We start from the raw sequence: 24,395 nt of genomic DNA, 5'->3' as shown, positions 1-24,395 counted from the left end.
GCGCCTCACTCGTGGAGCATTTCCACGCGGCCATCGCCGTGGATGCGCGCGGCCGTGCGGCGGTTGATCCAGCAGTTCAGGCACACGGCCACCGGCACGAAGCCGTGGCTGGCCGAATAGTCGACGTTGACCGCCATGGCGCTGCAATCGCCACCGGTGCCCATGGCGCCAAAGCCCATCTGGTTGATCGCGTCGAGCAGGCGCGTTTCAATGCCGGCCAGCAGCGGGTCCGTTTGGGGCTTGCCATGAGGACGCAGCACGGCTTCCTTGGCCAGGCGCGTGGCCTGGTCGAACGTGCCGCCAATGCCCACGCCCACCACGATGGGCAGGCACGGTTGCGAGCCGGCCCGAAGAATCACGTCCAGCACGTACTTCTCCACGTCCTCGACGGTGGGGTAGACGAAGGCTTCCACGGCTTCCCAGCGGCCCGTGCCCATGGCCTTGGGCGCGCAGACCATGTCCATGTAGTCGGCGTCGTCGATCACATCGAAACTGACGATGGGGATGTCCTTGCCTGCGTAGCTGCGTTCGTGCGTCAGCGGGTGCGTGACCATCTTGAGGATGGGCGGATCGATGTTCGCCGCCATGTCGGCCAGGCCGTCGACCATGGCCTGGCGCACCGGGCCGTCGAACTGCACGCGGGTGCCGATCTTCACGCTGTAGGTGGGAATGCCCACGTCGCTGCAGATGAGCTGGCCGCTGCCCGCGGCGTTGTCCGCGCTCTCCAGCATCATCTTGAAGGTGCGGCGCGCCGTCGGGTCGGTTTCGCGCTCGCTCGCCTTGCCCAGCACGGCCCGCGTGTCGTCGGGAATCTTCTTGAGCGAGCGCTCGTAAAGCGAGGCGGTGACCGCCCGGATGGTGGCACTGGTGATGGGCATGGCGTGGGGGAGGTTGTCTCTGTTTGACGCCGATCATGCGCCGCTGAAGGGGGCGGTTCAAGTCCAATTCTTCAAGTTTTCACTGGTTGAAAAGTTGCCCGGCACCGGGGGCGCGCGGGTGCTCGCATGGCGGCCCTCATGGGCGCTAAGCCGTTGATTGCACAGTGTTTTTTTGCCCACCTAGACATGGCCGGACCCGGATCTTGTAAGTGCGACAATTCCCCGCGAGCCTCGATGGTGAAATCGGTAAACACAGGGGACTTAAAATCCCCCGTCGCAAGACTTAGCGGTTCGAGTCCGCTTCGAGGCACCACGCTAGGTTTTTTGCGGTTTCGCCGCTACAGTGAGTTTTCCATGACCCGATTCAACGCGCCCTTCGAAATCCATGTGCACGGGGACGTTCCGTTGCGCGAGGACGTGGCCTATGCCCAGATCCAGGACGCCCTCAAGCCCGTGTGGCAATACGCTGGCGCCCGCTCGCTGGCGGCCGCGGCCGAGAGCAGCTACGAAGACGAACCGGGCATCCGTTTCGACGCCGAAGCGCACGTGCTGCAAATCTGCTGGACCGTGCCGGGCGACGAAGACTTCCGCCAGGTGATCGAAGAGGCCTGCATGGGCCTGAACGAGATTGCCTCCGCCGGCGCGCCGCTCGAGGTGTCGTTCTACGACGCCGAGTTCGACGAAGAAGACGAGGCCTCGGAAGAAGAAGCACGGGACGATTTCCTGATGTGCTTCGTGGGCCCCACGCCCGCCGCCATCATGCAGGTGCAACGCGATCTGCTGGTGCAGGACGTGCTGCACATCATGGAGCGCCATTTCGACGCCGCCGAACTCGGCGATGTGGTGGCTTCCATCGACAAACTCTTCACCCAGCGTTTTGACGCCCTGGTGAGCTCCATGCAACTGGGCAAGCCGCCGCGCGGCCATGGTGGCCAGTCGGGCCACGGTGGTCCGCGCAAGCCGCGCCACCTGCATTGAACGCAGCGCAGGAGGCCTGTCACGGGCCGGCCGGCAGCACCGACTAGACTCCGGCTCAGCGCGAGCCGATCGCCTCGCGATGGGGAGTCTGCATGGCCTTTTTCTCGACCGATGCCCTGAATCCTGGCGTGCGCAAACGCGAGGTCTTCGGCTGGGCGATGTTCGACTTCGCCAACTCGGGCTACACCACGGTGGTGCTCACCGCCGTGTTCGCGGCCTATTTCGTGGGCGCGGTGGCCGGTGGCGCCGATTGGGCCACGTTTGCCTGGACGGCCGCGCTGAGCCTGTCCCACCTGATCGTGATGTTCACCGTCCCCGCCATGGGGGCCTGGGCCGATCGCCACGCGGCCAAGAAGCGCCTGTTGATGCTGACCACGCTGGGCTGCGTGCTGGCGACGGCGGCACTGGGTCTGGTCGGACCCGGTGCGGTGGTGCTGGGCGTGGTGCTCATCGTGGTCTCCAACGTATTCTTCGCCTGGGGCGAATCGCTGGTGGCGGCCTTCCTGCCGGAACTGGCGCGCCCCGAGGCGATGGGGCGCGTGAGCGGGTGGGGCTGGAGCCTGGGCTACGTGGGCGGCATGCTGGCCCTGGGATTGAGCCTGGGGTACGTGTTGTGGGCGCAGGCGCAGGGGCAAAAGGCGGCGCAGTTCGTGCCGGTGACGATGCTGATCACCGCGGGCGTGTTCGCGGTGGCGTCCCTGTTCACGCTGACCTTGCTGCGCGAACGCGCGCAACCCACGTCGCAGGCCGCAGGTGTGGCCGGGTGGCGTGAGTCGCTGCGCCAACTGCAGCGCACCTTCCACGCGGCGCGCCGCTACAAGGATTTCATGTGGCTGCTGGCCTGCGTGGCGGCCTACCAGGGTGGCGTGGCGGTGGCCATCACGCTGGCGGCGATCTATGCGGAGCAGGTGATCGGTTTCGTGCAGCAGGAAACCATGGTGCTGATCTTCGTGCTCAACATCGCCGCTGCGTTGGGTGCATTCGCGTTCGGTTACTGGCAGGACCGCCTGGGCCACAAGCTGGCGCTGGGCATCACGTTGGTGGGCTGGGTCGCGACCTGCATCATCGCGGCCCTAACGACCACCAAGGGCGGCTTCTGGTACGCCGCCGCGATCGCCGGCGTGTGCATGGGCGCGAGCCAGTCTTCGGGCCGCGCCATGGCCGGCATGCTCGCGCCGCCAGCGCAACTCGCCGAGTTCTTTGGCTTGTGGACGTTCGCCACGCGCGTGGCCTTCATCGTCGGTCCGTTGAGCTACGGCGCCATCACATGGGCCACTGGCGGGAATCAGCGTTTGGCGATCGGGTTCACTGCGGTGCTGTTTGTGGCGGGGCTGGCGTTGCTGATGCCGGTCAACATGCAGCGTGGGCGCGCGGCCGCGTTGGACGCCGCGCCCCGCCAGGCCGGCGCCGGCTTCACTCCGGCTTGAACCCCGCACCCTTCAACAGCTCGGCACTCTGTGTCACGTCGGCGGCGATGTACTTGCGGAACTGGTCCACCGACTCGCTCACCGGGTCGATGCCCAGCGTGGCGAAGGAGCCGGCCTTGGCCAGTTCGTCCACCGCCTTGTTCACGGCCTTGTTGAGGAACTGCACGCGCTCGTCCGGCGTGCCCTTGGGCGCCCACAGGCCATACCACGACACGTAGACCAGTCCGGGGAAGCCGCTCTCGGCAGCGGTAGGCACGTCGGGTGCCACGCTGCTGCGCTTGGCCGAGGTGGTGGCGATGGGCTTGACGCGACCGCCCTTGGCCATGGGTTGCAGCGAGATGATGGAGTCGACCAGCAACTGCACGTGGCCGCCGGCCACGTCGGTCGCGGCGGGGGCGGTGCCGCGGTACGGCGTCATGGTCAGATTCATCTTGCCTTGTTTGGCCAGCAGCAGCGTGGCCAGGTGGCTGGGTGCGCCGAGCGCGGGGATCGCGGCGTTCCAGTTGGCGCCGGGTTTGCCCGCGGCGTCCACCACTTCGCGCAGGTTTTTCTGCGGCGCGGTGGGCGGGATCACGATGAGCAGCGGCGCTTCGCCCACGCGGGCGACCGGTGCGAAGTCGGTCTGCGGGTCGTACGGCGGCGTGGCGAGCACGTGGCTGGCCAGCACATGCGTGGCGGCCGAGAAGAGCAGGGTGTAGCCGTCGGGGTGCGCGGTCTGCACGGCCTTGCCGCCGATGGTGCCGCTGCCGCCAGTGCGGTTGTCCACCACCACGTTCACGTTCAGGTCGGTCTGCAACTGTTTGGCGAGCAGGCGCGCCGCGCTGTCCACACCGCCTCCGGCGGCGAAGGGCACGATGATCTTGATCATGTTGTCGGGGAACTTGGCGCTCTGCGCCAGCGCGGGCGCGGTGCCCACGGCGGCGAGCGCCAGGCCGGTGATCCATTGCTTCAACTTCATGCTTGTCTCCTTCAGGGTCTTGGGGTCAGTCGGGTTGAGGGGTGGGCGCGCGTGCGCGGCGCCGTTCGAAAACACGGAGCGTGGCGTCGATGTCCTCCGCGTCGATGCCACGCGTGATGAACACGATGCGGGTGCGCCGATCGTCGCTGGGCCAGGCCGGTAGCGTCTCGGGCGGGTGGAACAGGTGCTGCACACCGTGGATGACCAGCGGGTGCTCGGGGTCGTCGTCCAGGTGCACGATGCCTTTGACGCGCAGCAGGTCGTCGCCGCGCAGGCGCGCGATCATGTCGAGCCAGGCGAAGAAGCCTTCGCGCGAGAGCGGCCGGTCGCGCACGATAACGTGCGAGCGGATGCGGTCGTCGTGGCGGTTGGGGTCGTGGCCGTCGCCAGCGGCCACCGTGAAGAAGAGCGGCGCGCGTTCGCCCGGCATGGCGGTGAGGGCGCTGGCAGGACGCGCCAGGAGTTGCCGCAGCGCGAGCAATGCGCCGTCGGGATCGCTGCGCACTTCGGCCAACGGGTTGATGCCGCGCAGGCGTTCGACGATGGGATCGAGCGCGTTGGCGGACACCAGATCGGTCTTCGTGAGTAGCAGCCGGTCGGCCACCGCCGCCTGCTTCACCGCCTCGGGGTGCTGGTCCAGCGTGGCCATGGCGTGGCACGCATCCACGGTGCAGGCCACGCCCGCCAGACGCCAGGCGTTGTGCAGGCGCGGATCGCCCATCAGCGTGTGCAGGATGGGTGCGGGGTCGGCCAGGCCGGTGGTCTCCAGCACCACGTGGCGCAGTTCGCCGCGCTGTGCGGCGGGCGTTTGCGCCAGGCGTTCGAAGGCCTCGACCAGATCGCCCCGGATGGTGCAGCAGATGCAGCCATTGGCCAGCAGCACCATGTTTTCTTCGGTGTGGTCGACGAGGTCGTGGTCCAGGCCGACCGAGCCGAACTCGTTGATGACCACCGCCGTGCCGTGCATGTCGGGGCCGCGCAGCAGGCGGTTGAGCAGCGTGGTCTTGCCGCTGCCGAGGAAGCCGGTGAGCACGGTGACGGGCACGCGCGTGGCGATGGGCACAGCAGGCGTGTCGGTGCGCGGCAGGATGAACGGCATGTTCAATCCCTCAAGACGCCGTGCCCATCGGGCCGTGCAGCTTGGCGAACGATTCGAGCGTGCGCGCGAGGCGCGTGAGCAGCCAGTCGGCGTCCCGCTCTTCGGCCTCGCCCGCTTCCAGGCGCGTGAGCAGGTTCATCACCGCCTGGCGCTGCGCTTTGATGGGGCCGGGCTGGAGCAGGAAGGCTTCCACGCTCTTCTCGCCCAGGCGCTCGCTCTCGGCCCAGAGGTAGTCGGCGATGTCGAGTTCGAAGTCCTGCAGCGAAACGCTGACCCCGCCGACGCCACAGCCGCAGCCCGAGCCGAGCGTGACGTGCTGGGCACTCAGGCGGCTCCACAGGCCGAGCAGGTGGGCGGCGCGCGGGTCGGCCACGGTGGCGGCTTCCATGTCAGGCCTGCGCAGCCGCAGCGCGCAGTTGGGCCGTGGCGGTGGTGTCGACGTTGTGCTGCACGTCCAGCGCCACGCGGTAGACCTCGCGCGCCACCTCGGCGCTCACGTAGCCTTCGCGCACGTCCTCGGCCACCTTGTCGGCCTCGCGTTCCAGCGGGCTGCCGAAGCCGCCGCCACCGCCCGAGAGCATCTTGTAGGCGTCGCCGCGTTCCAGGCGCACGTTGAAGATCTTGGCGTTGAGGTGGTCGCTCTTCCATTCGCCCTTGTGGCGCACGGCCAGGCCGTTGCCCATGGCGTCGCCGCCGCCTTCCAGGCCCCAGGGCTTGCAATGCACGCGGTCGATGCGGGTGGTGACGGTGAAAGGCGAGAGCGCCTGCACCACCATCTCCGCGCCCAGGCCGCCCCGGTACTTGCCCGCGCCCGCGCTGTCCTTTCGGATCTCGTACTTCTCCACCAGCACCGGGTACTTGGCTTCGAGCTGTTCGGTCGGGCTGTTGTGCGTGTCGCCGTCGTTGATGCAGACGGTGACGGACACGCCGTCTTCCGAACTCTTCGCGCCCCAGCCGCCGCCGAGTGGCCCGATGCCGACGATGAACAATCGGCCGTCTTCCGGCGAGATGCCGTGGATGTTGGGGAACACCAGATCGGCGTGGTGACCGGCGATGGCGCGGTCGGGAATGGCCGGCGCGAGCGCCTTGAAGATGGTGTCGATCACCGTCATGGGGAAGGTCATCCACACGCGCATCGGGTACGGGCGCTCGGCGCTGATCACCGTGCCCATGGGCATGATGACCTTGAGCGAGCGGAAGCTGCCGTCGTTGACCGGGTAGTCGGTCGGCGTGGTGAGGCACTTGTAGGCCACCTGCGCGCAGGCAATGCCGGTGGTGAAGCCGGAGTTGTAGAAGCCGCGCACCTGCTTGCTCACGTCGGACAGGTCCACCGTCATCTCTTCGCCGGTCACCGTGACCTTCACGCGGATGGGAATGCGTTTGCCAATGTCCAGGCCGTCGTCGTCCATGTAGGACTCGGCTTCGTACACGCCGTCGGGAATCGACAGCGTGTTCTTGCGCGCCACGGCTTCGCTCGAGTCCATGATCTGGCGGATCGAGCCGTTCACCGCGTCCGCGCCGTAGCGCTGCAGCAGTTCCACGTAGCGGCGCTGGCCGGTGGTGATGGCGGTGATCTGCGCGCGCAGGTCGCCCAGCGCGCGCTCGGGCATGCGCACGTTCATCGCGATGATGTCGATCAGGTCCTGGTTGACCACGCCTTCGCGCTGGTACTTCACGATCGGGATCTGGATGCCTTCGCTGAAGATGTCGGTGGTCACGTTGCCCAGCGTGCCGCCCACGTCCAGCCAGTGCGCCATGCAGCAGGTGAAGCCTTCGAGCTGGCCTTCGTGGAACACCGGCATGGTGAAAGTGAAGTGGTTCAGGTGGCTGCCGGTGGTGTACGCGTCGTTGGTGACGAGGATGTCGCCCGGCTTGATGTTGTCATAGCCGAAGTGCTTGATCTTCGCCTTCACCGTTTCCGCCATGCCGCGGATGAACATGGGCAGGCCCAGGCCGATGGAGACCGTGTCGCCTTCCTTGGTGAACAAGCCCACCGTGAAGTCCAGTGCCTCGTAGATGATGAGGTTGTACGCGGTGCGCGTGAGGTTGGTCTTCATCTCCTCCGTCACGGCGAACAGGCCGTTGCGGATGATCTCGACGGTGACTGGGTCGATGGCCGCCGTGCTTTTCAGGTCTCGTGTGTTCATGAGCGGTCGCTCCCGATGGCAATTTGCAGATTGCCCAGGCCGTCGACGCGCAGTTCGTCGCCGGGCTGGACCACGGTGGTGGAGGCGTGTTCTTCAATCAAGGCCGGGCCGGTGATGAGGTTGCCGGCGCGCAGCGCGTCGCGCTTGTACACCGGGGTGTCGGCCCAGCCGCCGCTGCGGAAATACACCGGTTTGGTGCCGCGCAATGCCGCGGCTTCCGGTGTTGCCGCGCCTTCGTCCACGTGGTGGCGTGGCGGTTTTTTCATGGTGCCGAGCACGGTCACGCGCAGGCTCACAAGGTCGGCCGGTTCGGCGGGCGCCGACGTGCCGTAGCGCACCTTGTGCACCTGGTCGAAATGGTTCTTGATGGCCGAGCGGTCCTTGTCGGCGAAGAAGGCTGAGGGCAAGTCGACCGTGACCGCGTGCTCCTGGCCGACGTAGCGCATGTCGGCGGCGCGCTCGATCACCACGCCGTCGGGCGTGATGCCGGACGCGGCCAGCGCGGCGCGGCCTTCGTCTTCCATGCCCTTGTAGAGCGCTTCGATCTCGTCGAAGGACACGTCGTTGAGCTTGCGGAACACCGAGCGCACGTAGTCGTAGCGCAGGTCGGAGAACAGCATGCCGTAGGCCGAGAAGTAACCCGGCGCGTACGGGATCAACACCTTGCGGATGCCGATCTCGCGCGCAATCGCCGACGCGTGCAGCGGGCCGGCGCCGCCGTACACCACCATGGTGAAGCTGCCGGCGTCCAGGCCGCGCTCGGTGGTCACGGCCTTCACCGCGTGCGACATCTGCGTTACCGCGATGCGCAAGATGCCGTCGGCGGCGGCCGTTGCGTCCAGGCCCAGTGGCTTGGCCACGCGCTCGTCCATCTGGCGTTGGGTGGCGGGCAGGTCGAGCTGGAGTTCGCCGCCGAGGAAGTGATCGGCGTCGAGTCGGCCGAGCAGCAGGTTGGCGTCGGTCACGGTGGGTTCGGTACCGCCGCGGCCGTAGGCCACGGGGCCGGGAATGGAGCCCGCGCTCTGGGGGCCGACGCGCAAGGCGTTGCCGGTTTCCACGCGGGCAATGGAGCCACCACCCGTGCCGACTTCGTGGATGTCCATCATCGGAATCTGAATCGGCAGGGCGCGTTCGTAGCCACCGATCAAGGCACTGCCCGTGGTCAGTGGCCGGCCTTCGCTGATCACGCCGGCCTTGGCGGTGGTGCCGCCCATGTCGAACGCGATCGCGTCGCCCATGCCGAGTTGCGCGCAGATGGCCTGCGCGCCGATCACGCCGGCCGCAGGGCCGGACTCGAGCATGCGCACGCAATCGCGCCGCGCATGTTCGCTGGGGAACAGGCCGCCGGTGGACTGCACCACGTAGAAGTCGCCCTCGAAGCCCTTGTTGGCCAGGTGCTCTTCCAGTTCACCGAGATAGGCCGAGACGCGCGGGCCGACGTAGGCATTGGCCACGGCGGTGGAGACGCGTTCGAACTCGCGGTATTCCTGGCTCAGTTCGTGCGAGGCGCAGACGAAGGCGCCGGGCAGTTCTTCTTGCAGGATCTGTTTCACGCGCTGCTCGTGCGTCGGGTTGCGGTACGAGTGCAGCAGCAACACGGCCACGGCTTCGATGTCCTTGCCGCCGAGTTCGCGCGCCAACTCGCGCACGGCCACTTCGTCCAGCGCCTTGTGCGTGCTGCCGTCGGCGCGCAGGCGCTCGGCCACCTCAAAGCGCAGCGAGCGCTTGACCAGCGGTTCGTGCTTGTTGAAGAACAGGTTGTAGGCGTCGGGCCGGTTGACGCGGCCGATCTCGTAGATGTCGCGAAAGCCTTCGGTGATCAGCAGCGCAGTCTTGGCGCCGTTGCGTTCCAGCAGCGTGTTGATGGCGATCGTCGAGCCGTGCAGGAACAGGTGGCCGTCGCGCAGGTCGATGTCGGCGCTGTCCAGTGTGGCCTGGATGCCTTTGACCAGCTGGCCGTGCGTGGACAAGGCCTTGCCGAACAGCAGCTGGCCGGTCACTTCGTCGAACGCGGCCATGTCGGTAAAGGTGCCGCCGATGTCGACGGCGACGCGCAGGCGTGCGTCGTGCGGGGTGAGGTTCGTGTTGCTCATGGTGTGTGTGGCGGATCAGGCCGCGACGCCGATGGGGTTGCGGAGGATGCCCAGGCCGGTGATCTCGACCTCGACCACGTCGCCTTCTTTCATGTAGAGCGGCGGCTCGCGGCGGTCGCCCACGCCGCCGGGCGTGCCGGTGGCGATCACGTCGCCGGGTGAGAGCGGCGTGAAGCGCGAGATGTAGGCGACGATGGTCGGGATGTCGAAGATCAGGTCGCCCACGCTGGCGTTCTGCACCACGTTGCCGTTCAGGCGCGTCTGCAGTTGCAGCGTCGTCACGTCGGGCACTTCATCGCGCGTGGCCATGTACGGGCCAAAGGGGCCGGTGCCGGGGAAGTTCTTGCCGGGCGTGAACTGGTGCGTGTGGCGTTGCCAGTCGCGCACGCTCACGTCGTTGAAGCAGGCGTAGCCGGCGATGTGGTCGAACGCGTCTTCCTTGGCGATGTGGCGCCCGCCCTTGCCGATCACGAAGGCGAGTTCACCTTCCCAGTCGAAGCGCTCGGAGAACGAAGGGCGTTGCACCTCGTCGCCGTGCGCGGCCAGGCTGTCGTTGAAGCGCAGGAACAGCGAAGGGTGTTCGCTGTCGGCGCGCTTGGTTTCGGCCACGTGGGTCTTGTAGTTCAGGCCGACGCAGATCAGCTTGCCGGGGTTGGGGATCACGGGCAGCAGGCGCACTTGTTCCGGCGCGAGGGACTCGCCGGGTGCAGCCTGCAACTCGCCCAGCGCGTCGGCCGCAATGGCGGCTTTCAGATCGGCGTGGCGCGCCTGGAATGCGGCGGGGGCGGGGGTGTAGCGGCCGTCGTTGCCGACCACACCGTAGGTGGCGCGGCCGTCGGTCTCAAAGCTGGCGAAACGCATGGCGGTTGGGTCTCCGAGTAGGGCGCTGAGGACAGCGCGAGGGGTGATGGGAACGGAGTCTAGAAATGCGCCTGCCATCTGCATAGAATGCAAACTTAGATTTCAGACATGCCACGATCGGCATGACTGGCGCGGAGATATGCCCATGAACCCCAACGACTTCCGCCTGTTTCTCGAAGTGGCCGAACTGGGTAGCTTCACCAAGGCCGCGGCGCTGCGCCAGACGGTGCAGTCGCACATCAGCCGCCAGATCAGCGAGCTGGAAAAACAGTGCGGTGGCGCGCTGTTCCGGCGCACCGGACGCGGCGTGACGCTGACCGATCTGGGCCAGCACGTGCAGGCACGCGTGCGCAGCTGGGTGCGCGAGACCGACCAGTTGCTGGCGGACATCCGCGTCGACGCCGGCGAGCCCATGGGTGAGGTGCGGTTGGGCATCCTGCCCTCGGCCGCACACCCGCTGATCACGCACGTGTTCCTGCGCCTGAAGGCCGAGTTTCCGAAGATCAAACTCAACGTGCGCGAAGGGCAGGGTGGTGAGCTGGATGCGCTGCTCGACATGGGCAGCGTGGACATGGCGATCCTGTTCCGCTACCAGAAGCCCACGGGGGCGGACGAGCAACTGCTCGCCGTCGCCGGCACCTACCTCGTGTCCCGGCCGGGCGACCCGTTGACCCAACACGAGTCGTTCGAGTTCTCACGCCTGGCCGGCCTGCGCCTGGTGCTGCCCCGCCGGCCCGCGCACTGGCGCGCGGTGCTCGACGAGACAGCGCGCAGCAAAGGCTTCGTGCTGCAGGCCGAGGTGGAGGCGGACTCCTTGCGCGTGCAGAAGGAGCTGGTGGCGCACACGCCCGGGCTGTACTCGCTGCTGGGGCCGTTCTCCATCGACGCGGAGTTGCGCGCGGGCCACCTGCAAGCCGCGCGCGTGGTGAACCCCGACCTGCGCCGGCACGTCACGCTCGCGCTGCCCAAACAAGGCCAGCTCACACCGGCGAGCAAGATCGTCGCGCGCATGCTGCGCGAGACGGTGGACGGATGGGGCAACCGGCTCAGCGAGCCGGAGGGTTCAACGGTGTTCTCTGGCTAGCAAGGTGACGAGTTTGAACCAGATGCGTGGGATGGTTACCCATTGGGGTATGTCGGTCCAGTGCCCATCTCTGCGCGACTGGTGACCCGACGAAAGAGCCACCATGGACAAACTGACCGCCCCTCTACCGAAAGATCCCTCATCAGGTCCCGGCGGCACTTCGCAAGACGAATCCCGATCCAGCCGGGGCGTGACGACCGGGAACAGGTCGTTCGTGGTGATTGGAACGGGCAGAGGCGGGGCCAAGCCGGGGGACGTCGTGTCGCAGTCGGGCGCTCAATGGCCGAGGCATCAAAGGCAGGTGTCCAGCTCGCCTCTGGGAGGTCAGGTTCACCTGGGCACCGCGAGCATCGACACACCTCTGCCTGCGCGTCGATCGAGCGATCTCGATGAATGGCCACACCCGTGGGACCGTGCACCGAACATGGGTGGCTTTCCGACGCCCGAATATGCCGCAGAGGATCACCTCTGGTACGTCTTCGCGGCGCTGTCTTCAAAGAACGTGAAACTCGCCAACGAGATGGATGTGAGTTTCCGTCAAGAGATGGCGAGACCGATCGCCAGGCACAGCATGATCAAACCCTTTACGGCCGACATCTACGGTGAGCGCTTGAGATCGCGGGTGAAGGAGATGGCGATCGAGACGCTGGAGGCCTATCACCGGTTTGCATCGAAATTTCCCGACAAAGAGAATCCGCTGGTTGAGCGCGTCGGCCTCGCATTGAAAACTGAAATTCAGCGGCGCGATGATGCGAAAGTTGAGAAGCTGATGCGGTTGGCGGCCGCGGACACGCCCATGAAAGAAGTCCTCGACGCACTTCGATCGAACAACGACATCAAGGCGGGTATGGGTGTCGAAAATTTCGTCAAGGCCATGCAGCCCTCCAACAGCAGCACGGCTGTCAGCGATGGCGCTGCTTTCGACATGTACAAGGACCGCTTGAACAAGCGACTGATCAACATGCCGCAAGTTGACGTGGAGGCCCTGGCGAAAGGGGTGGAAAACTACTTGAGCAACCTGGACGATCCTGTCGTTGAAGGTATCCGCGTTGCCGCCGAAGAGGCGCTTCAGCAGCGACTGCGCACAAAAATTTCATTTGGCAGTCTCACAGACGGCCCGTCTTCTTGAGTCCCTTCCGTCGGGAACGGGCGTTTTCCTGTGTGCCGTCAGACCGGCAACGTTTGTGCGTTCGCCCGAAGCCCCAACCAGCGGTGCGCGGCCTCGGCCAGCGCCACGGGGTCTCCGGTCGACAGCAGCGTGGTCGAGGAAGGCGTCATGCCCTCGGCTGGCGCTGGCAGTTCCAGCACTTCGCGCGTGCGGCGCGCCACCGGCACCCCGGTTTCCACCAGCATGACGCCTGGGCCGCTCAACTGGCCCAGCACATCGGCCGCGAACGGGTAGTGCGTGCAACCCAGCACGACGGTGTCGATCGGCTCTTCATCCTGCGTGTCGCCGCGCAGCAGTTCGTTCACATAGCGCGTGCTCAGGGTCTCGATGGCGGCGGTGTCGTGGCGCTCGATGGCAGCGGCCAGGCCATCGCACGGCTGGAAGCTGAAATGCAGGGGACGGGAAGAGGCCGCCACCAGGCGATCGCGCAAGGCCGCCACGCGCGCGCTGCCCAGCGTGCCGCGCGTGGCCAGCACGCCAATGCGGCCATTGCGGCTGAGCGACGCAGCGGGCTTGAGCGCGGGCTCCACGCCGACGATGGGCATGTGCGGGTACTGCCGGCGCAGATCGTCGATGGCGTGTGCCGTGGCGGTGTTGCAGGCCACCACCAGCGCGTCGATGGTGTAGGCCTCGCGCAGGTGTTGTGTGACGCGGTGCGTGCGCTCCGACACCTCTGCGGCCGTGCGCTCGCCGTAGGGCGCGAAGGCGCTGTCGGCGGCGTAGACGAAGCGCTGGCCCGGCAGTTCGGCGAGCAAGGCCCGCAGCACGCTCAGGCCGCCGACCCCGCTGTCGAACACGCCGACGGTTTTCAAGCGGCCGCGACCTCGATGCCCTTGAACTCGCCCGTGGCGATGCGCTTTTGCCACTCGGCCGGGCCGGTGATGTGCGCGCTCGTGCCGCCCGCATCCACCGCCACCGTCACCGGCATGTCGACCACGTCGAACTCGTAGATGGCTTCCATGCCCAGGTCTTCGAAGCCCACCACCTTGGCGTGCTTGATGGCCTTGGACACGAGGTAGGCCGCGCCGCCCACGGCCATGAGGTAGGCGCTCTTGTGCTTCTTGATCGCTTCGATGGCGACCGGGCCGCGCTCGGACTTGCCGATCATGGCGATGAGGCCGGTTTCGGCCAGCATCATCTCGGTGAAGCCGTCCATGCGCGTGGCGGTGGTCGGGCCGGCGGGGCCCACGGCCTCGTCGCGCACCGGGTCGACCGGGCCGACGTAGTAGATGACGCGGTTGGTGAAGTCCACCGGCAGCTTCTCGCCCTTGGCCAGCATGTCCTTGATGCGCTTGTGCGCGGCGTCGCGGCCGGTGAGCATCTTGCCGTTGAGCAGCAGGGTCTGGCCCGGCTTCCAGCTCGCCACTTCGGCGGGCGTGAGGGTGTTGAGGTTCACGCGCTGGCTCTTCTGGGTGTCGGGCACCCAGTTCACGCTGGGCCACAGGTCCAGGCTCGGTGCTTCGAGGTAGACCGGGCCGGAGCCGTCCATCACGAAGTGCGCGTGGCGCGTGGCGGCGCAGTTGGGGATCATGGCCACGGGCTTGCTGGCCGCGTGCGTGGGGTACATCTTGATCTTCACGTCCAGCACGGTGGTGAGGCCACCCAGGCCTTGCGCGCCGATGCCCAGTGCGTTGACCTTCTCGTGCAATTCCAGGCGCAGTTCCTCGACCTGCGTGAGCTTCTCGCCCTTGGACGCCTTGGCCTGCAGCTCGTACATGTCGAGGTCGTCCATCAGGCTTTCCTTGGCCATCAGCACCGCCTTCTCGGCCGTGCCGCCAATGCCGATGCCCAGCATGCCGGGCGGGCACCAGCCGGCGCCCATGGTGGGCACGGTCTTGAGCACCCAGTCGACGATGGAGTCGCCCGGGTTGAGCATGACCATCTTGCTCTTGTTCTCGCTACCGCCGCCCTTGGCGGCCACGGTGATGTCCAGCGAATCGCCGGGCACGAGCTCGGTGAAGATCACGGCGGGCGTGTTGTCCTTGGTGTTCTTGCGGGCGAACTGCGGGTCGGCCACGACCGAGGCGCGCAGGGTGTTGTCGGGGTGGTTGTAGCCCTGGCGCACGCCTTCGTTGATGGCGTCGTCCAGGCTGCCGGTGAAGCCTTCCCAGCGCACGTTCATGCCGACCTTGAGGAACACGTTGACGATGCCGGTGTCCTGGCAGATCGGGCGGTGCCCGGTCGCGCTCATCTTGCTGTTGGTGAGGATCTGCGCGATCGCGTCCTTGGCCGCAGCGCTCTGCTCGCGCTCATAGGCGCGGGCCAGGTGGGCGATGTAGTCGGCGGGGTGGTAGTAGCTGATGTACTGGAGGGCGGCGGCGATGGATTCGATCAGGTCAGCTTGCTTGATGGTCGACATGGCGGGCGGTCGTGGGGCGTTGGAATGGGGGACCGGGTATTTTGACAGACCGTCCGCTGGCGGGCCTCGGCACGGTTTTTCCAGGTCTAGCGCGTCGTGTGGGGCAACGTGGCCATCAATTCCGCGACCCATTCGACGAAGGCGCGCACTTTTGCGCTCAGGTGCCGGTTGGGCGGGTAGACCACGTACAGAGGAATCGTCTCGCAGGTCCAGTCGCTCAGCACGCGCACGAGCTCGCCGCGTTCGATCAACGGCATGGCGGTCATTGCCGCGACCTGCGCCACACCCAGGCCGGCCAGCACCGCTGCCGTCATCGCATTGCTCTCGTTCACCGACAGCTTGTAGCGGCCTGCGATCTCCAGCTTTTCACCGTCCTTTTCGAATTCGTTCGCGAACGGACGTCCGTTGCGCGTGGAGAAGTAGTTCACGACGGTGTGTTCGGTTTCCAGCTGCTCCGGGTGCGTGGGCATGCCGTGCGCCTGCACATACGCGGGCGACGCGACCGCGATCAGCGGCACGTTGGCCACGCGCCGTGCCACCAGCGACTGGTCCAGCAGTTCACCACCCCGGATCACGCAGTCCACGTTGTCGGCCAGCAAGTCCACCGAGCGGTCCGTCACGCCCAGGTCGAGCTGGATGTCGGGGAAGCGGCGGTAGAAGTCGCTCAGCGCGGGGATGATGATCTCGCGCGCCACCGAGGTGCCCACGTCCACGCGCAGGCGACCGCTCGGGCGGGCCTGGGCGTTGGTCATGCTGGCCTCGATGTCGTCGAGGTCGTTGAGCACGCGCACCGTGCGCTCGTAGTAGGCCGCGCCGTCGGGCGTGACGGTCACGCGCCGCGTGGTGCGGTTGAGCAGCTTGACCTTCAGGCGCGACTCCAGGTGCTGCACCAGCTTGGTCACCGTGCCCTTGGGCAGGTCCAGCGACTCCGCCGCTTTGGTGAAGGTGCCGGCCTCCACCACCCGCGCGAACACGCGTATCGATTGAATCTGGTCCATTCCCTCGGTCCTTGATGTGCTTCTTTGTGGCCCGGATTGTTCGCGCAATCGAAACAGACATCTGGTGGATGGTGGCTTTATCCGCAGAGAAGGTGTGCCTATAGTCCTGCCCATGGTCTCAACATCCGCTTCCTCTGCCGTGCCGGCGCCGACACAGACGCTGTCGGTACCGGGCACACCCCCGCTGGCGTTGCGCGTCTGGGGCAAGAAGACGCGCGGCCACGTGCTGCCGCTGGTGTTGCACTTCCATGGCGGCGCCTTTGTTTCCGGCGATCTGGACAGCGGCGCCTGCCTGGCCGAGTTGCTGGCCAGTTCGGGTGCGGTGGTGGCCTCGCTGGCCTACCCGCTGGCGCCCGCGCACCGCTTCCCCGACGCGGTGGAAGCCGGTTACGCCGCGCTGGAGTGGCTCTACAAACAGCGCACCCGCCTGGCGGGAACGGGCGCTCCCTTGTTCGTGGCCGGTGAAGAGGCCGGCGGCAACATCGCGGCAGCCGTGGCACTGATGGTGCGGGACCGCGTCCACCCGCCGTTGGCCGGCCAGATCCTGGTCGCGCCCATGCTGAACCCTTGCAACGCCACCGCCTCGCTGCGCCAGACCATGGGCGAAGCCACCGGCTGCAAGTGGATGGATGGCTGGCAGCAGTACCTGCGTGGCCCGATGGACGCCGAACATCCTTACGCCGTGCCCGGCCTCGCGCAGCGCCTCGCCGGCCTGCCCCCGACGCTGATCCTCACGGGCGGCGACGACCCGATGCGCGACGAGGCCCTGGCCTATGCCGAGCGACTGCGCGGTGCGGGCATCGACGTGCGCAGCGGCGTGCTGCCGCCCACCACCGGCTGGCCCGAATCGCTGAGCGAACAGCCTGCCGAGGAATGTCCGTGCGCCGTCGAGGTGCGCGAACACGTCCGTGCCTTCTTCCAGGCCGCGATACCACCACCGCCGTCCTGACGGACCGCGCCCCCTTTCTCAACACCCTGAAACGCCCAACCCGGTGATCCACCGGGAACGGTTCCGCTCGCCCTCAAAAAGGAAAAACCATGTCCCAACAGCCCCCATTCAAGCTCCGCCTCTGGTGGCCCACCGCGGTCGTCCTGGTTGCCATCACCGTCGGGGGCATGCTGCTCCTGCAGAAGGCCAGCGTGGCCCGGGCCAGCGTGCCGACGAGCGCGCCACCCCCCATGCCGGTGTCCGTCGCCACCGTGACCGAGAGCGACATCGCCGCCTGGGAAGAGTTCTCGGGCCGACTGGAGGCCGTCGAGCGGGTGGACATCCGCTCCCGCGTCGCGGGTGTGGTGCAGGCCACGCACTTCCGCGAAGGCGCGCTGGTGGCCAAGGGCGATCTGCTGGTCTCCATCGACCCCGCGCCCTATGAAGCCGAAGTGGCGCGCGCCGAAGCGCAAGCCGTGGCGGCGCAGGCCCGCGTGACCCACGCCAGCAACGAGCACGCCCGCGCACGCCGCCTGTGGGACGACAAGGCCATCGCCCAGCGCGAGCTGGACGACCGCGAGAACGTGCTGCGCGAGGCCGAGGCCAACCTGAAGGCCGCGCAAGCCCAGTTGCAGACCACGCGCCTGAGCCTGGGTTACACGCAGGTGCGCGCCCCGGTGGCCGGACGCATCGGCCGGCTGGAAGTGACCGTGGGCAATCTGATTGCCGCGGGCCCGGGCGCGCCCGTGCTCACCACGCTGGTCTCCGTCAGTCCGATCTACGCCAGCTTCGACGCCGATGAAAAAACCGTGGCCGGCGCGCTCAAGGGCCTCACGCGCGGCGCGCGTCCCGCCGTCGAACGCATCCCCGTGCAGATGGGCACCTCGGCCACGAGCGACACGCCCTATGCCGGGCAGTTGCAACTGATCGACAACCAGGTCGACCCGCGCAGCGGCACGGTGCGCGTGCGCGCCGTCTTCGACAACAAGGACGGCAGTCTGATGCCGGGGCAGTTCGCGCGCATCCGCATGGGCCAGCCGCAGACCGCGCGCACCCTGCTGGTGAGCGAACGCGCCGTGGGCACCGACCAGGACAAGAAGTACGTGCTGGTGGTGGGCGAGGGCGACAAGACCGAGTACCGCACAGTCACCCTGGGCGCGTCCGTCGAGGGTCTGCGCACCGTGCTCAGTGGCCTGAAACCCGGGGAGCGCATCGTCGTCAACGGCTTGCAGCGCGTGCGCCCCGGTGACGTGGTGCAACCGCAGAACGTACCCATGAATGCCCGCGCCGATACACCGGCGCCCGCCGTGGCCGTGGCCAAGTCCTGAGCCGCCGTGCCCATGAAAAGAACACCATGAACTTCTCGAAATTCTTCATCGACCGGCCGATCTTCGCGGGCGTGCTCTCGCTGCTGATCCTGATCGCCGGTCTGGTCGCGCTGCGTGGTCTGCCCATCTCGGAGTACCCCGAGGTGTCGCCGCCCTCCGTGGTGGTGCGCGCCCAGTACCCCGGCGCCAACCCGAAGGTCATCGCCGAAACCGTGGCCACGCCGCTGGAGGAGTCCATCAACGGCGTCGAAGGCATGCTCTACATGGGCAGCCAGGCCACCACGGATGGCGTGATGACGCTCACCGTCACCTTCGCGCTCGGCACCGACCCCGACAAGGCCCAGCAACTGGTGCAGAACCGCGTGTCGCAGGCCGAGCCGCGCCTGCCCGAGGAGGTGCGCCGCCTGGGCGTGACCACGGTCAAGAGCGCGCCCGACATCACGATGGTGGTGCACCTGGTTTCGCCCAACGACCGCTACGACATCAACTACCTGCGCAACTACGCGGTGCTCAACGTGAAGGACCGGCTCGCGCGCATCCAGGGTGTGGGCCAGGTGCAGATCTTTGGGGGTGGCGACTATTCCATGCGCGTCTGGCTCGACCCGCAGAAGGTGGCGCAGCGCGGCCTCTCGGCCAGCGACGTGGTCAGCGCCATCCGCGGCCAGAACGTGCAGGCCGCCGCCGGTGTGGTCGGCGCTTCGCCGGGTTTGCCCGGCGTGGACATGCAGTTGTCCATCAACGCCCAGGGCCGGTTGCAGACCGAAGAAGAGTTCGGCGACATCATCGTCAAGACCGGGGGTGACGGCGCCGTGACCCGGCTGCGCGACATCGCGCGGCTGGAGATGGGCGCGGCCGACTACTCGCTGCGTTCGCTGCTCAACAACCAGCCCGCCGTCGGCATGGGCGTGTTCCAGGCGCCGGGTTCCAACGCGCTCGACATCTCGGCCGAGGTGCGCGCCACCATGGCCGAGCTGCAGAAGAAGATGCCTGAGGGCGTGGAGTTCCGCATCGCCTACGACCCCACGCAGTTCGTGCGTGCGTCCATCAAATCGGTGATCACTACCTTGCTCGAAGCCATCGCGCTCGTGGTGCTGGTGGTGATCGTGTTCCTGCAGACCTGGCGCGCGTCCATCATCCCGTTGCTGGCGGTGCCGGTGTCGGTGGTGGGTACCTTCGCGGTGCTGCACCTGCTGGGTTTCTCGATCAACGCGCTCTCGCTGTTCGGCCTCGTGCTGGCGATCGGCATCGTGGTCGACGACGCGATCGTGGTGGTGGAGAACGTGGAACGCAACATCGAGGCCGGCCTGTCGCCGCGCGATGCCACCTACCGTGCGATGAAAGAAGTGTCCGGGCCCATCATCGCGATCGCGCTGGTGCTGGTCGCGGTGTTCGTGCCGCTGGCCTTCATCAGCGGCCTCACGGGTCAGTTCTACAAGCAGTTCGCGGTGACCATCGCGATCTCCACCGTGATCTCGGCGATCAACTCGCTCACGCTCTCGCCTGCGCTCTCGGCCCTGCTGCTGCGCAGCCACGACGCACCCAAGGACGCGCTCACGCGGGGCATGGACCGCGTGTTTGGTGGCTTCTTCCGCGCCTTCAACCGCTTCTTCAGCCGCGGTGCCGAGGCCTACAGCGGCGGCGTGCGGCGCGTCATCTCGCGCAAGGCGCTGATGATGGTGGTCTACCTCGCGCTGGTGGGCGTGACCTTCGGCCTGTTCAAGGCGGTGCCCAGCGGCTTCGTGCCGGCGCAGGACAAGCAGTACCTGATCGGCTTCGCCCAACTGCCCGACGGCGCCACGCTGGACCGCACCGAAGAGGTGGTCCACCGCATGGGCGAGATCACCAAACAGAACCCGAACGTGGAAGACGCGATCGCCTTCCCCGGCCTGTCCATCAACGGCTTCACCAACAGCTCGAACTCCGGCATCGTGTTCGCCACGTTCAAGCCCTTTGCCGAGCGCCAGCGTGCCGACCAGAGCGGCGGTGCGGTGGCGGGTCAGTTGAACCAGGCCTATGGCGCGATCCAGGACGCCTTCATCGTGATGTTCCCGCCGCCCCCGGTGGCGGGCCTGGGCACCACGGGCGGTTTCAAGCTGCAGCTGGAAGACAAGGCCTCGCTCGGCTACGAGGCGATGGACGCGGCGGTGAAAGCCTTCATGGCCAAGGCCTACCAGACGCCCGAGCTCGCCGGTATGTTCACCAGCTGGCAGGTCAACGTGCCGCAGCTCTACGCCGACATCGACCGAACCAAGGCGCGCCAGCTCGGCGTGCCGGTGACGGACATCTTCGACACCATGCAGATCTACCTCGGCAGCCTGTACGTGAACGACTTCAACCAGTTCGGCCGCACCTACAGCGTGCGCGCCCAGGCCGATGCGCCGTACCGCGCGCGCGCCGAAGACGTGGGCCTGCTCAAGGTGCGCTCGAACTCGGGCGAGATGGTGCCGCTGTCGGCGCTGATGAAGGTGAACTCCAGCTTCGGCCCCGAGCGCGCCATGCGCTACAACGGGTTCCTGTCGGCCGACATCAACGGCGGTCCTGCGCCCGGCTTTTCGTCGGGGCAGGCGCAGGACGCCATCGAGCGCATCGCCGCCGAGACGCTGCCGCAGGGCATCGGCTACGAGTGGACCGAGCTCACCTACCAGGAAATCCTGGCCGGCAACTCCGCGCTGTGGGTGTTCCCGCTCGCCATCCTGCTGGTGTTCCTGGTGCTGGCCGCGCAGTACGAGAGCCTGACGCTGCCGCTGTCCATCATCCTGATCGTGCCGATGGGCCTGCTCGCGGCCATGACCGGCGTGTGGCTGGACGGCGGTGACAACAACGTGTTCACGCAGATCGGGTTGATCGTGCTGGTCGGGCTATCGGCGAAGAACGCGATCCTGATCGTGGAGTTCGCGCGCGAGCTGGAGTTTGCCGGCAGGTCGCCGGTGCAGGCCGCGATCGAAGCCAGCCGCTTGCGGCTGCGCCCGATCCTCATGACCTCGCTGGCTTTCGTGATGGGCGTGCTGCCGCTGGTGCTGGCCACCGGCGCGGGTGCCGAGATGCGTTCGGCCATGGGCGTGGCCGTGTTCGCCGGAATGATCGGCGTGACCGCCTTCGGCCTGTTCCTTACGCCGGTGTTCTACGTGCTGCTGCGCCGCCTGGCCGGCAACCGCGCGCTCAAGCTGCACGGTGCTGTGCCGCATCTGGAGGGCTTTGCCTCTGGCGGTGGTGGCAGCGCGCGCGCCGTGCCGGCAGCCCCCGTTGACCTCTTGACGCATTGAAGGTGCACACCATGAAAAAGCTTCATCACCTGATTCCCCTCGCCGCAGCCCTGCTGCTGGCCGGCTGCGCCACCGCGCTGCCGCCGCTGCCCACGCCCATCGAAGCGCCGCAGTACTTCAAGGAGCGCAGTGGACACTGGGCCATTGCCCAGCCCGCCGAGGCGCAAAGCCGGGGTACCTGGTGGAAGGTGTTCAACGACCCGGTGCTCGACGACCTGGCCGAACGCGCTGGCGCGAACAACACCAGCATCCAGGAAGCCGCGGCCCGCCTGGCCCAGGCGCGTTCGCTGGTGCGCGGCGCACAGGCCGACCGCGCGCCACAGATCGGCGTGGGCGCCGATGCGTCGCGCGGCGCCGGTGCCAACACCGCCAATGGATCCACGCCGGCCACGCTGTTGCAAGCGGGCGTGAACCTCTCGTACGAGGTGGACCTGTTCGGGCGGCTGGCGCGCGCGCAAGACGCCGCCACGCTGGACGCGCAATCGCGCGAAGCCTTGCTGCAAAGCACGCGACTGCTGGTGCAGGCCGAAACGGCGCAGACCTATCTGGCCCTGCGCGCAGCCGACACCGAACGCACGCTGGTGCAGGACACCGCCACCGCCTACGGCAACACCTTGCGCCTCACGCAGCGCCGCTTCGAGGCCGGCGACGTGGCCGAGCTTGACGTGATCCGCATCCAGACCGAACTTGCCGCCACCGAGGCCGAAGTGATCGCGCTGAGCCGCCAGCGCGCCGAGCTGGAAAACGCGCTGGCTGTGCTGGTGGGCGAGCCCGCATCGGCCTTCGCGCTCGCCGCCACCAGTGGCGCTCGCGTCCTGCCGGTGATCCCCGCTGGCGTGCCGGGCACGGTGCTCGCGCGGCGGCCCGATGTAGCCGCCGCACAGGCTTCTCTGCTGGCCGCACAAGCCCGCGTGGGCGTGGCCCAGACCGCGTGGTTCCCGAGCGTGTCGCTGACCGGTGCTGCGGGCTATGCCTCGCCCGACATCGGTGACCTGTTCAAGTGGTCGGCGCGCGCCTGGGGCATCGGCGCATTGATGTCGCTGCCGCTGTTCGACGGTGGCCGGCGCGAGGCCGGTGTGCAGGGCGCGCAGGCGCAGCTCGACGCCGCCGCCGCGAGCTACCGGGGCCAGGTGCTGAACGCCTTCCGCGAGGTCGAGGACCAGCTGTCTGCGCTGCGCCTGCTGCAGGACCAGTCGTTGGCTCAGGGCCGCGCGGTCAGCGCCGCGCAGCGCGCCAGCGCGATCTCGGAAACGCGCTACCGCAACGGCCTGGTGAGCCAGCTCGAGCTGCTCGACGCGCGCCGCAACGAACTGCTCAACCGCCGGCAGGCGCAGCGCGTGGAAGCGGCGCAGCAGCAGGCCACGGTGCGCTTGATCCGTGCCATCGGCGGCGGTTGGGACACCGCCTGACGCTTCAGGGCCAGCAACAGCGCTGTCGAGGGATTGCGCCCGGAGACCATCGGGACAAGGGTGAAGCGCTTCCCAGCGCACGTTCATGCCAACCTTGAGGAACACAAAAATTAGCATTGACTAATGAATTAGCCATGGCTAATATGTGTCCATGTCTGAACCCGCCGCCATCAATACCGTCATGCGCACGCTGGCCGACCCGACGCGGCGGGCCGTGTTCGAGCGCATCGTCGGTTCGCAGGAGATCACCGTGGCCGAGCTGACGCGCGGAAGCGGCGTCACGCAAGGCGCGATCTCCCAGCACCTCAAGTCCCTGAAGCAGGCCGGTCTGGTCGCCGAGCGTCCCGAGGGGCGCAACGTCTTTTACCGAGCCGAGCCGAACGGGCTCGCGCCGCTTGTGGACTGGATGGGCCTTTATGGCGTGTTCTGGCGCGAGCGCTTTACCCACCTCCGCACCCTCCTGAAGGAAATCGATCCATGAACGACGCCGCCCTGAAACCGGAAACGCAAGACATCGTGGTCGACCAGGTTCTGCCCCACGCGCCGGCAACCATCTGGAAGACCTTGACCACCAGCGAGCTGATCGGCCGTTGGCTGATGGTGCCCACCGGCTTCGAGCCGGTGAAGGGCAAACAATTCACCTTCCAGACCACGCCGGGTGGCGCATGGGATGGGGTCATCCACTTGCAGGTGCTGGACGTTGTGCCCCATGAACGCCTGGTCTACAGCTGGCAGGGCGGGCACGAAACGAACGCAGGCTATGGGTCGCGCCTGGACACCGTGGTCACCTGGACCTTGACGCCGGTGGAGGGCGGCACGCGCCTTCGCCTCGTGCACGCCGGCTTCGTTGTGCGCAAGAACGACGCTGCTTTCCAGAAGATGGGCGAAGGCTGGAAGCACGTGGTGCAGCACATCGACACGCTTTCGGGCGAGCTGCACTGATCCCATCCATTCATCGCCTGGAAGGAACAAACACATGGGCCAGCCTTACACCGGCGGATGCGCTTGCGGCGCCATCCGTTATGAAATCTCGGACGAACCGATTTTCTCCAACCACTGCCAATGCCGCGACTGTCAGCGCAAGAGCGGCACCGGGCATGGGTCTTACCTGACCTTCCCCTCCAGGGAGCGGGTGACGCTCCAGGGTGAGGCCCGCCAATGGGACGTTGTCGCCGATAGCGGCCAGGTGAAGCACCAGGCTTTCTGCCCGACTTGCGGCACGCCGGTCTATCTGACGTTTGCGGCCTCGCCGGTGATGTTCACGGTCCACGCCGGGAGCCTGGACGACCCCTCTCGCTACAAGCCCCAATTGGTGACCTACGGTGTGCGCGGGCTGCCCTGGGACCCGCCAGACCCGGCGCTGCCCGTTGTCGACAAAATGCCACCCATGTGAACAGGGCACGGCCGGGCTGGCCGA

21 protein-coding genes and 1 tRNA gene are annotated in these 24,395 nt (G+C 67.2%); 12 read left to right on the top strand and 10 right to left on the bottom strand.

The window, feature by feature from the left end:
• Window positions 1-5: 5 nt before the first annotated feature.
• Window positions 6-878, bottom strand: a complete 873-nt coding sequence (locus FFS09_RS00555) for a fumarate hydratase (RefSeq protein ID WP_137916916.1) — start codon at window positions 876-878, stop codon at window positions 6-8.
• A 228-nt stretch (window positions 879-1,106) separates the two neighbouring features.
• Here FFS09_RS00555 and FFS09_RS00550 point away from each other — a divergent pair.
• The 3 genes from FFS09_RS00550 (at window position 1,107) to FFS09_RS00540 (ending at window position 3,283) form a co-directional block, all read left to right on the top strand.
• Window positions 1,107-1,191: transfer RNA gene (locus FFS09_RS00550), tRNA-Leu, on the top strand.
• A 41-nt stretch (window positions 1,192-1,232) separates the two neighbouring features.
• Window positions 1,233-1,856, top strand: a complete 624-nt coding sequence (locus FFS09_RS00545; RefSeq protein WP_137916915.1) for a DUF6806 family protein — start codon at window positions 1,233-1,235, stop codon at window positions 1,854-1,856.
• Window positions 1,857-1,948: 92 nt separating this feature from the next.
• On the top strand, window positions 1,949-3,283 hold the full coding sequence (locus FFS09_RS00540; protein WP_137916914.1) for an MFS transporter: 1,335 nt from the start codon (window positions 1,949-1,951) through the stop codon (window positions 3,281-3,283).
• Here the strand turns inward: FFS09_RS00540 and FFS09_RS00535 are convergent.
• From FFS09_RS00535 to FFS09_RS00510, 6 genes are read right to left on the bottom strand one after another with little or no spacing between them, the layout of a single operon-like run.
• Window positions 3,270-4,241, bottom strand: coding sequence for a Bug family tripartite tricarboxylate transporter substrate binding protein (locus FFS09_RS00535; RefSeq protein ID WP_137916913.1), 972 nt, complete (start codon window positions 4,239-4,241; stop codon window positions 3,270-3,272). The genes FFS09_RS00540 and FFS09_RS00535 overlap by 14 nt on opposite strands.
• Window positions 4,242-4,266: 25 nt before the next feature.
• Window positions 4,267-5,340, bottom strand: a complete 1,074-nt coding sequence (locus FFS09_RS00530; protein ID WP_137916912.1) for a CobW family GTP-binding protein — start codon at window positions 5,338-5,340, stop codon at window positions 4,267-4,269.
• 10 nt (window positions 5,341-5,350) lie between these two features.
• Window positions 5,351-5,728: a hypothetical protein gene (locus FFS09_RS00525; protein WP_137916911.1), complete on the bottom strand. Its 378-nt coding sequence runs from the start codon at window positions 5,726-5,728 to the stop codon at window positions 5,351-5,353.
• A gap of 1 nt (window position 5,729) precedes the next feature.
• Window positions 5,730-7,487, bottom strand: a complete 1,758-nt coding sequence (locus tag FFS09_RS00520; protein WP_137916910.1) for a hydantoinase B/oxoprolinase family protein — start codon at window positions 7,485-7,487, stop codon at window positions 5,730-5,732.
• Window positions 7,484-9,580: a hydantoinase/oxoprolinase family protein gene (locus FFS09_RS00515; protein ID WP_137916909.1), complete on the bottom strand. Its 2,097-nt coding sequence runs from the start codon at window positions 9,578-9,580 to the stop codon at window positions 7,484-7,486. The genes FFS09_RS00520 and FFS09_RS00515 overlap by 4 nt, the downstream gene beginning before the upstream one ends.
• Window positions 9,581-9,595: 15 nt before the next feature.
• The gene (locus tag FFS09_RS00510; RefSeq protein ID WP_137916908.1) at window positions 9,596-10,441 is read right to left on the bottom strand and encodes a fumarylacetoacetate hydrolase family protein; all 846 of its coding nucleotides are present in this window, start codon (window positions 10,439-10,441) and stop codon (window positions 9,596-9,598) included.
• Window positions 10,442-10,586: 145 nt separating this feature from the next.
• Here FFS09_RS00510 and FFS09_RS00505 point away from each other — a divergent pair, with 145 nt between their 5' ends.
• Both FFS09_RS00505 and FFS09_RS00500 read left to right on the top strand, forming a co-directional pair.
• Window positions 10,587-11,525, top strand: coding sequence for a LysR family transcriptional regulator (locus tag FFS09_RS00505; protein ID WP_137916907.1), 939 nt, complete (start codon window positions 10,587-10,589; stop codon window positions 11,523-11,525).
• Window positions 11,526-11,628: 103 nt separating this feature from the next.
• Window positions 11,629-12,654: a hypothetical protein gene (locus FFS09_RS00500; protein ID WP_137916906.1), complete on the top strand. Its 1,026-nt coding sequence runs from the start codon at window positions 11,629-11,631 to the stop codon at window positions 12,652-12,654.
• A gap of 38 nt (window positions 12,655-12,692) precedes the next feature.
• Here FFS09_RS00500 and murI read toward each other — a convergent pair whose 3' ends face one another.
• The 3 genes from murI to FFS09_RS00485 form a co-directional block, all read right to left on the bottom strand.
• Window positions 12,693-13,505: a glutamate racemase gene (murI, locus tag FFS09_RS00495; RefSeq protein ID WP_137916905.1), complete on the bottom strand. Its 813-nt coding sequence runs from the start codon at window positions 13,503-13,505 to the stop codon at window positions 12,693-12,695.
• Window positions 13,502-15,052 (bottom strand): fumarate hydratase, encoded by a 1,551-nt coding sequence (locus FFS09_RS00490; protein WP_137916904.1) that lies wholly within the window; start codon window positions 15,050-15,052, stop codon window positions 13,502-13,504. Before FFS09_RS00490 ends, murI begins: the two co-directional genes overlap by 4 nt.
• 86 nt (window positions 15,053-15,138) lie before the next feature.
• Complete coding sequence (locus tag FFS09_RS00485) at window positions 15,139-16,050, bottom strand: LysR family transcriptional regulator (RefSeq protein ID WP_137916903.1); 912 nt, start codon at window positions 16,048-16,050, stop codon at window positions 15,139-15,141.
• A gap of 112 nt (window positions 16,051-16,162) precedes the next feature.
• Between FFS09_RS00485 and FFS09_RS00480 the strand changes: the two genes are divergently transcribed.
• The 7 genes from FFS09_RS00480 to FFS09_RS00450 all read left to right on the top strand — a co-directional run bounded on the left by FFS09_RS00480 (window position 16,163) and on the right by FFS09_RS00450 (window position 24,371).
• Window positions 16,163-16,999, top strand: a complete 837-nt coding sequence (locus tag FFS09_RS00480; protein ID WP_137916902.1) for an alpha/beta hydrolase — start codon at window positions 16,163-16,165, stop codon at window positions 16,997-16,999.
• Window positions 17,000-17,088: 89 nt separating this feature from the next.
• The gene (locus FFS09_RS00475; RefSeq protein WP_137916901.1) at window positions 17,089-18,306 is read left to right on the top strand and encodes an efflux RND transporter periplasmic adaptor subunit; all 1,218 of its coding nucleotides are present in this window, start codon (window positions 17,089-17,091) and stop codon (window positions 18,304-18,306) included.
• A gap of 26 nt (window positions 18,307-18,332) precedes the next feature.
• A complete protein-coding gene (locus FFS09_RS00470) occupies window positions 18,333-21,569 on the top strand; it encodes an efflux RND transporter permease subunit (RefSeq protein WP_137916900.1) in 3,237 nt (1,078 codons plus the stop codon).
• An 11-nt stretch (window positions 21,570-21,580) separates the two neighbouring features.
• Window positions 21,581-22,978: an efflux transporter outer membrane subunit gene (locus FFS09_RS00465; protein ID WP_171019804.1), complete on the top strand. Its 1,398-nt coding sequence runs from the start codon at window positions 21,581-21,583 to the stop codon at window positions 22,976-22,978.
• Between the two features lie 151 nt (window positions 22,979-23,129).
• Window positions 23,130-23,459, top strand: coding sequence for an ArsR/SmtB family transcription factor (locus tag FFS09_RS00460; RefSeq protein WP_137916898.1), 330 nt, complete (start codon window positions 23,130-23,132; stop codon window positions 23,457-23,459).
• Window positions 23,456-23,920 carry an SRPBCC family protein gene (locus FFS09_RS00455; protein ID WP_137916897.1) on the top strand — a complete coding sequence of 155 codons (465 nt, stop codon included), beginning with the start codon at window positions 23,456-23,458 and terminating at the stop codon, window positions 23,918-23,920. Before FFS09_RS00460 ends, FFS09_RS00455 begins: the two co-directional genes overlap by 4 nt.
• 34 nt (window positions 23,921-23,954) lie before the next feature.
• Window positions 23,955-24,371, top strand: a complete 417-nt coding sequence (locus FFS09_RS00450) for a GFA family protein (protein ID WP_137916896.1) — start codon at window positions 23,955-23,957, stop codon at window positions 24,369-24,371.
• Window positions 24,372-24,395: the final 24 nt, after the last annotated feature.

The sequence above is a fragment of the Hydrogenophaga sp. 2FB genome (assembly GCF_005503365.1).
Classification (GTDB): domain Bacteria; phylum Pseudomonadota; class Gammaproteobacteria; order Burkholderiales; family Burkholderiaceae_C; genus Hydrogenophaga.
This window is presented reverse-complemented; position numbering and strand designations above follow the sequence as displayed.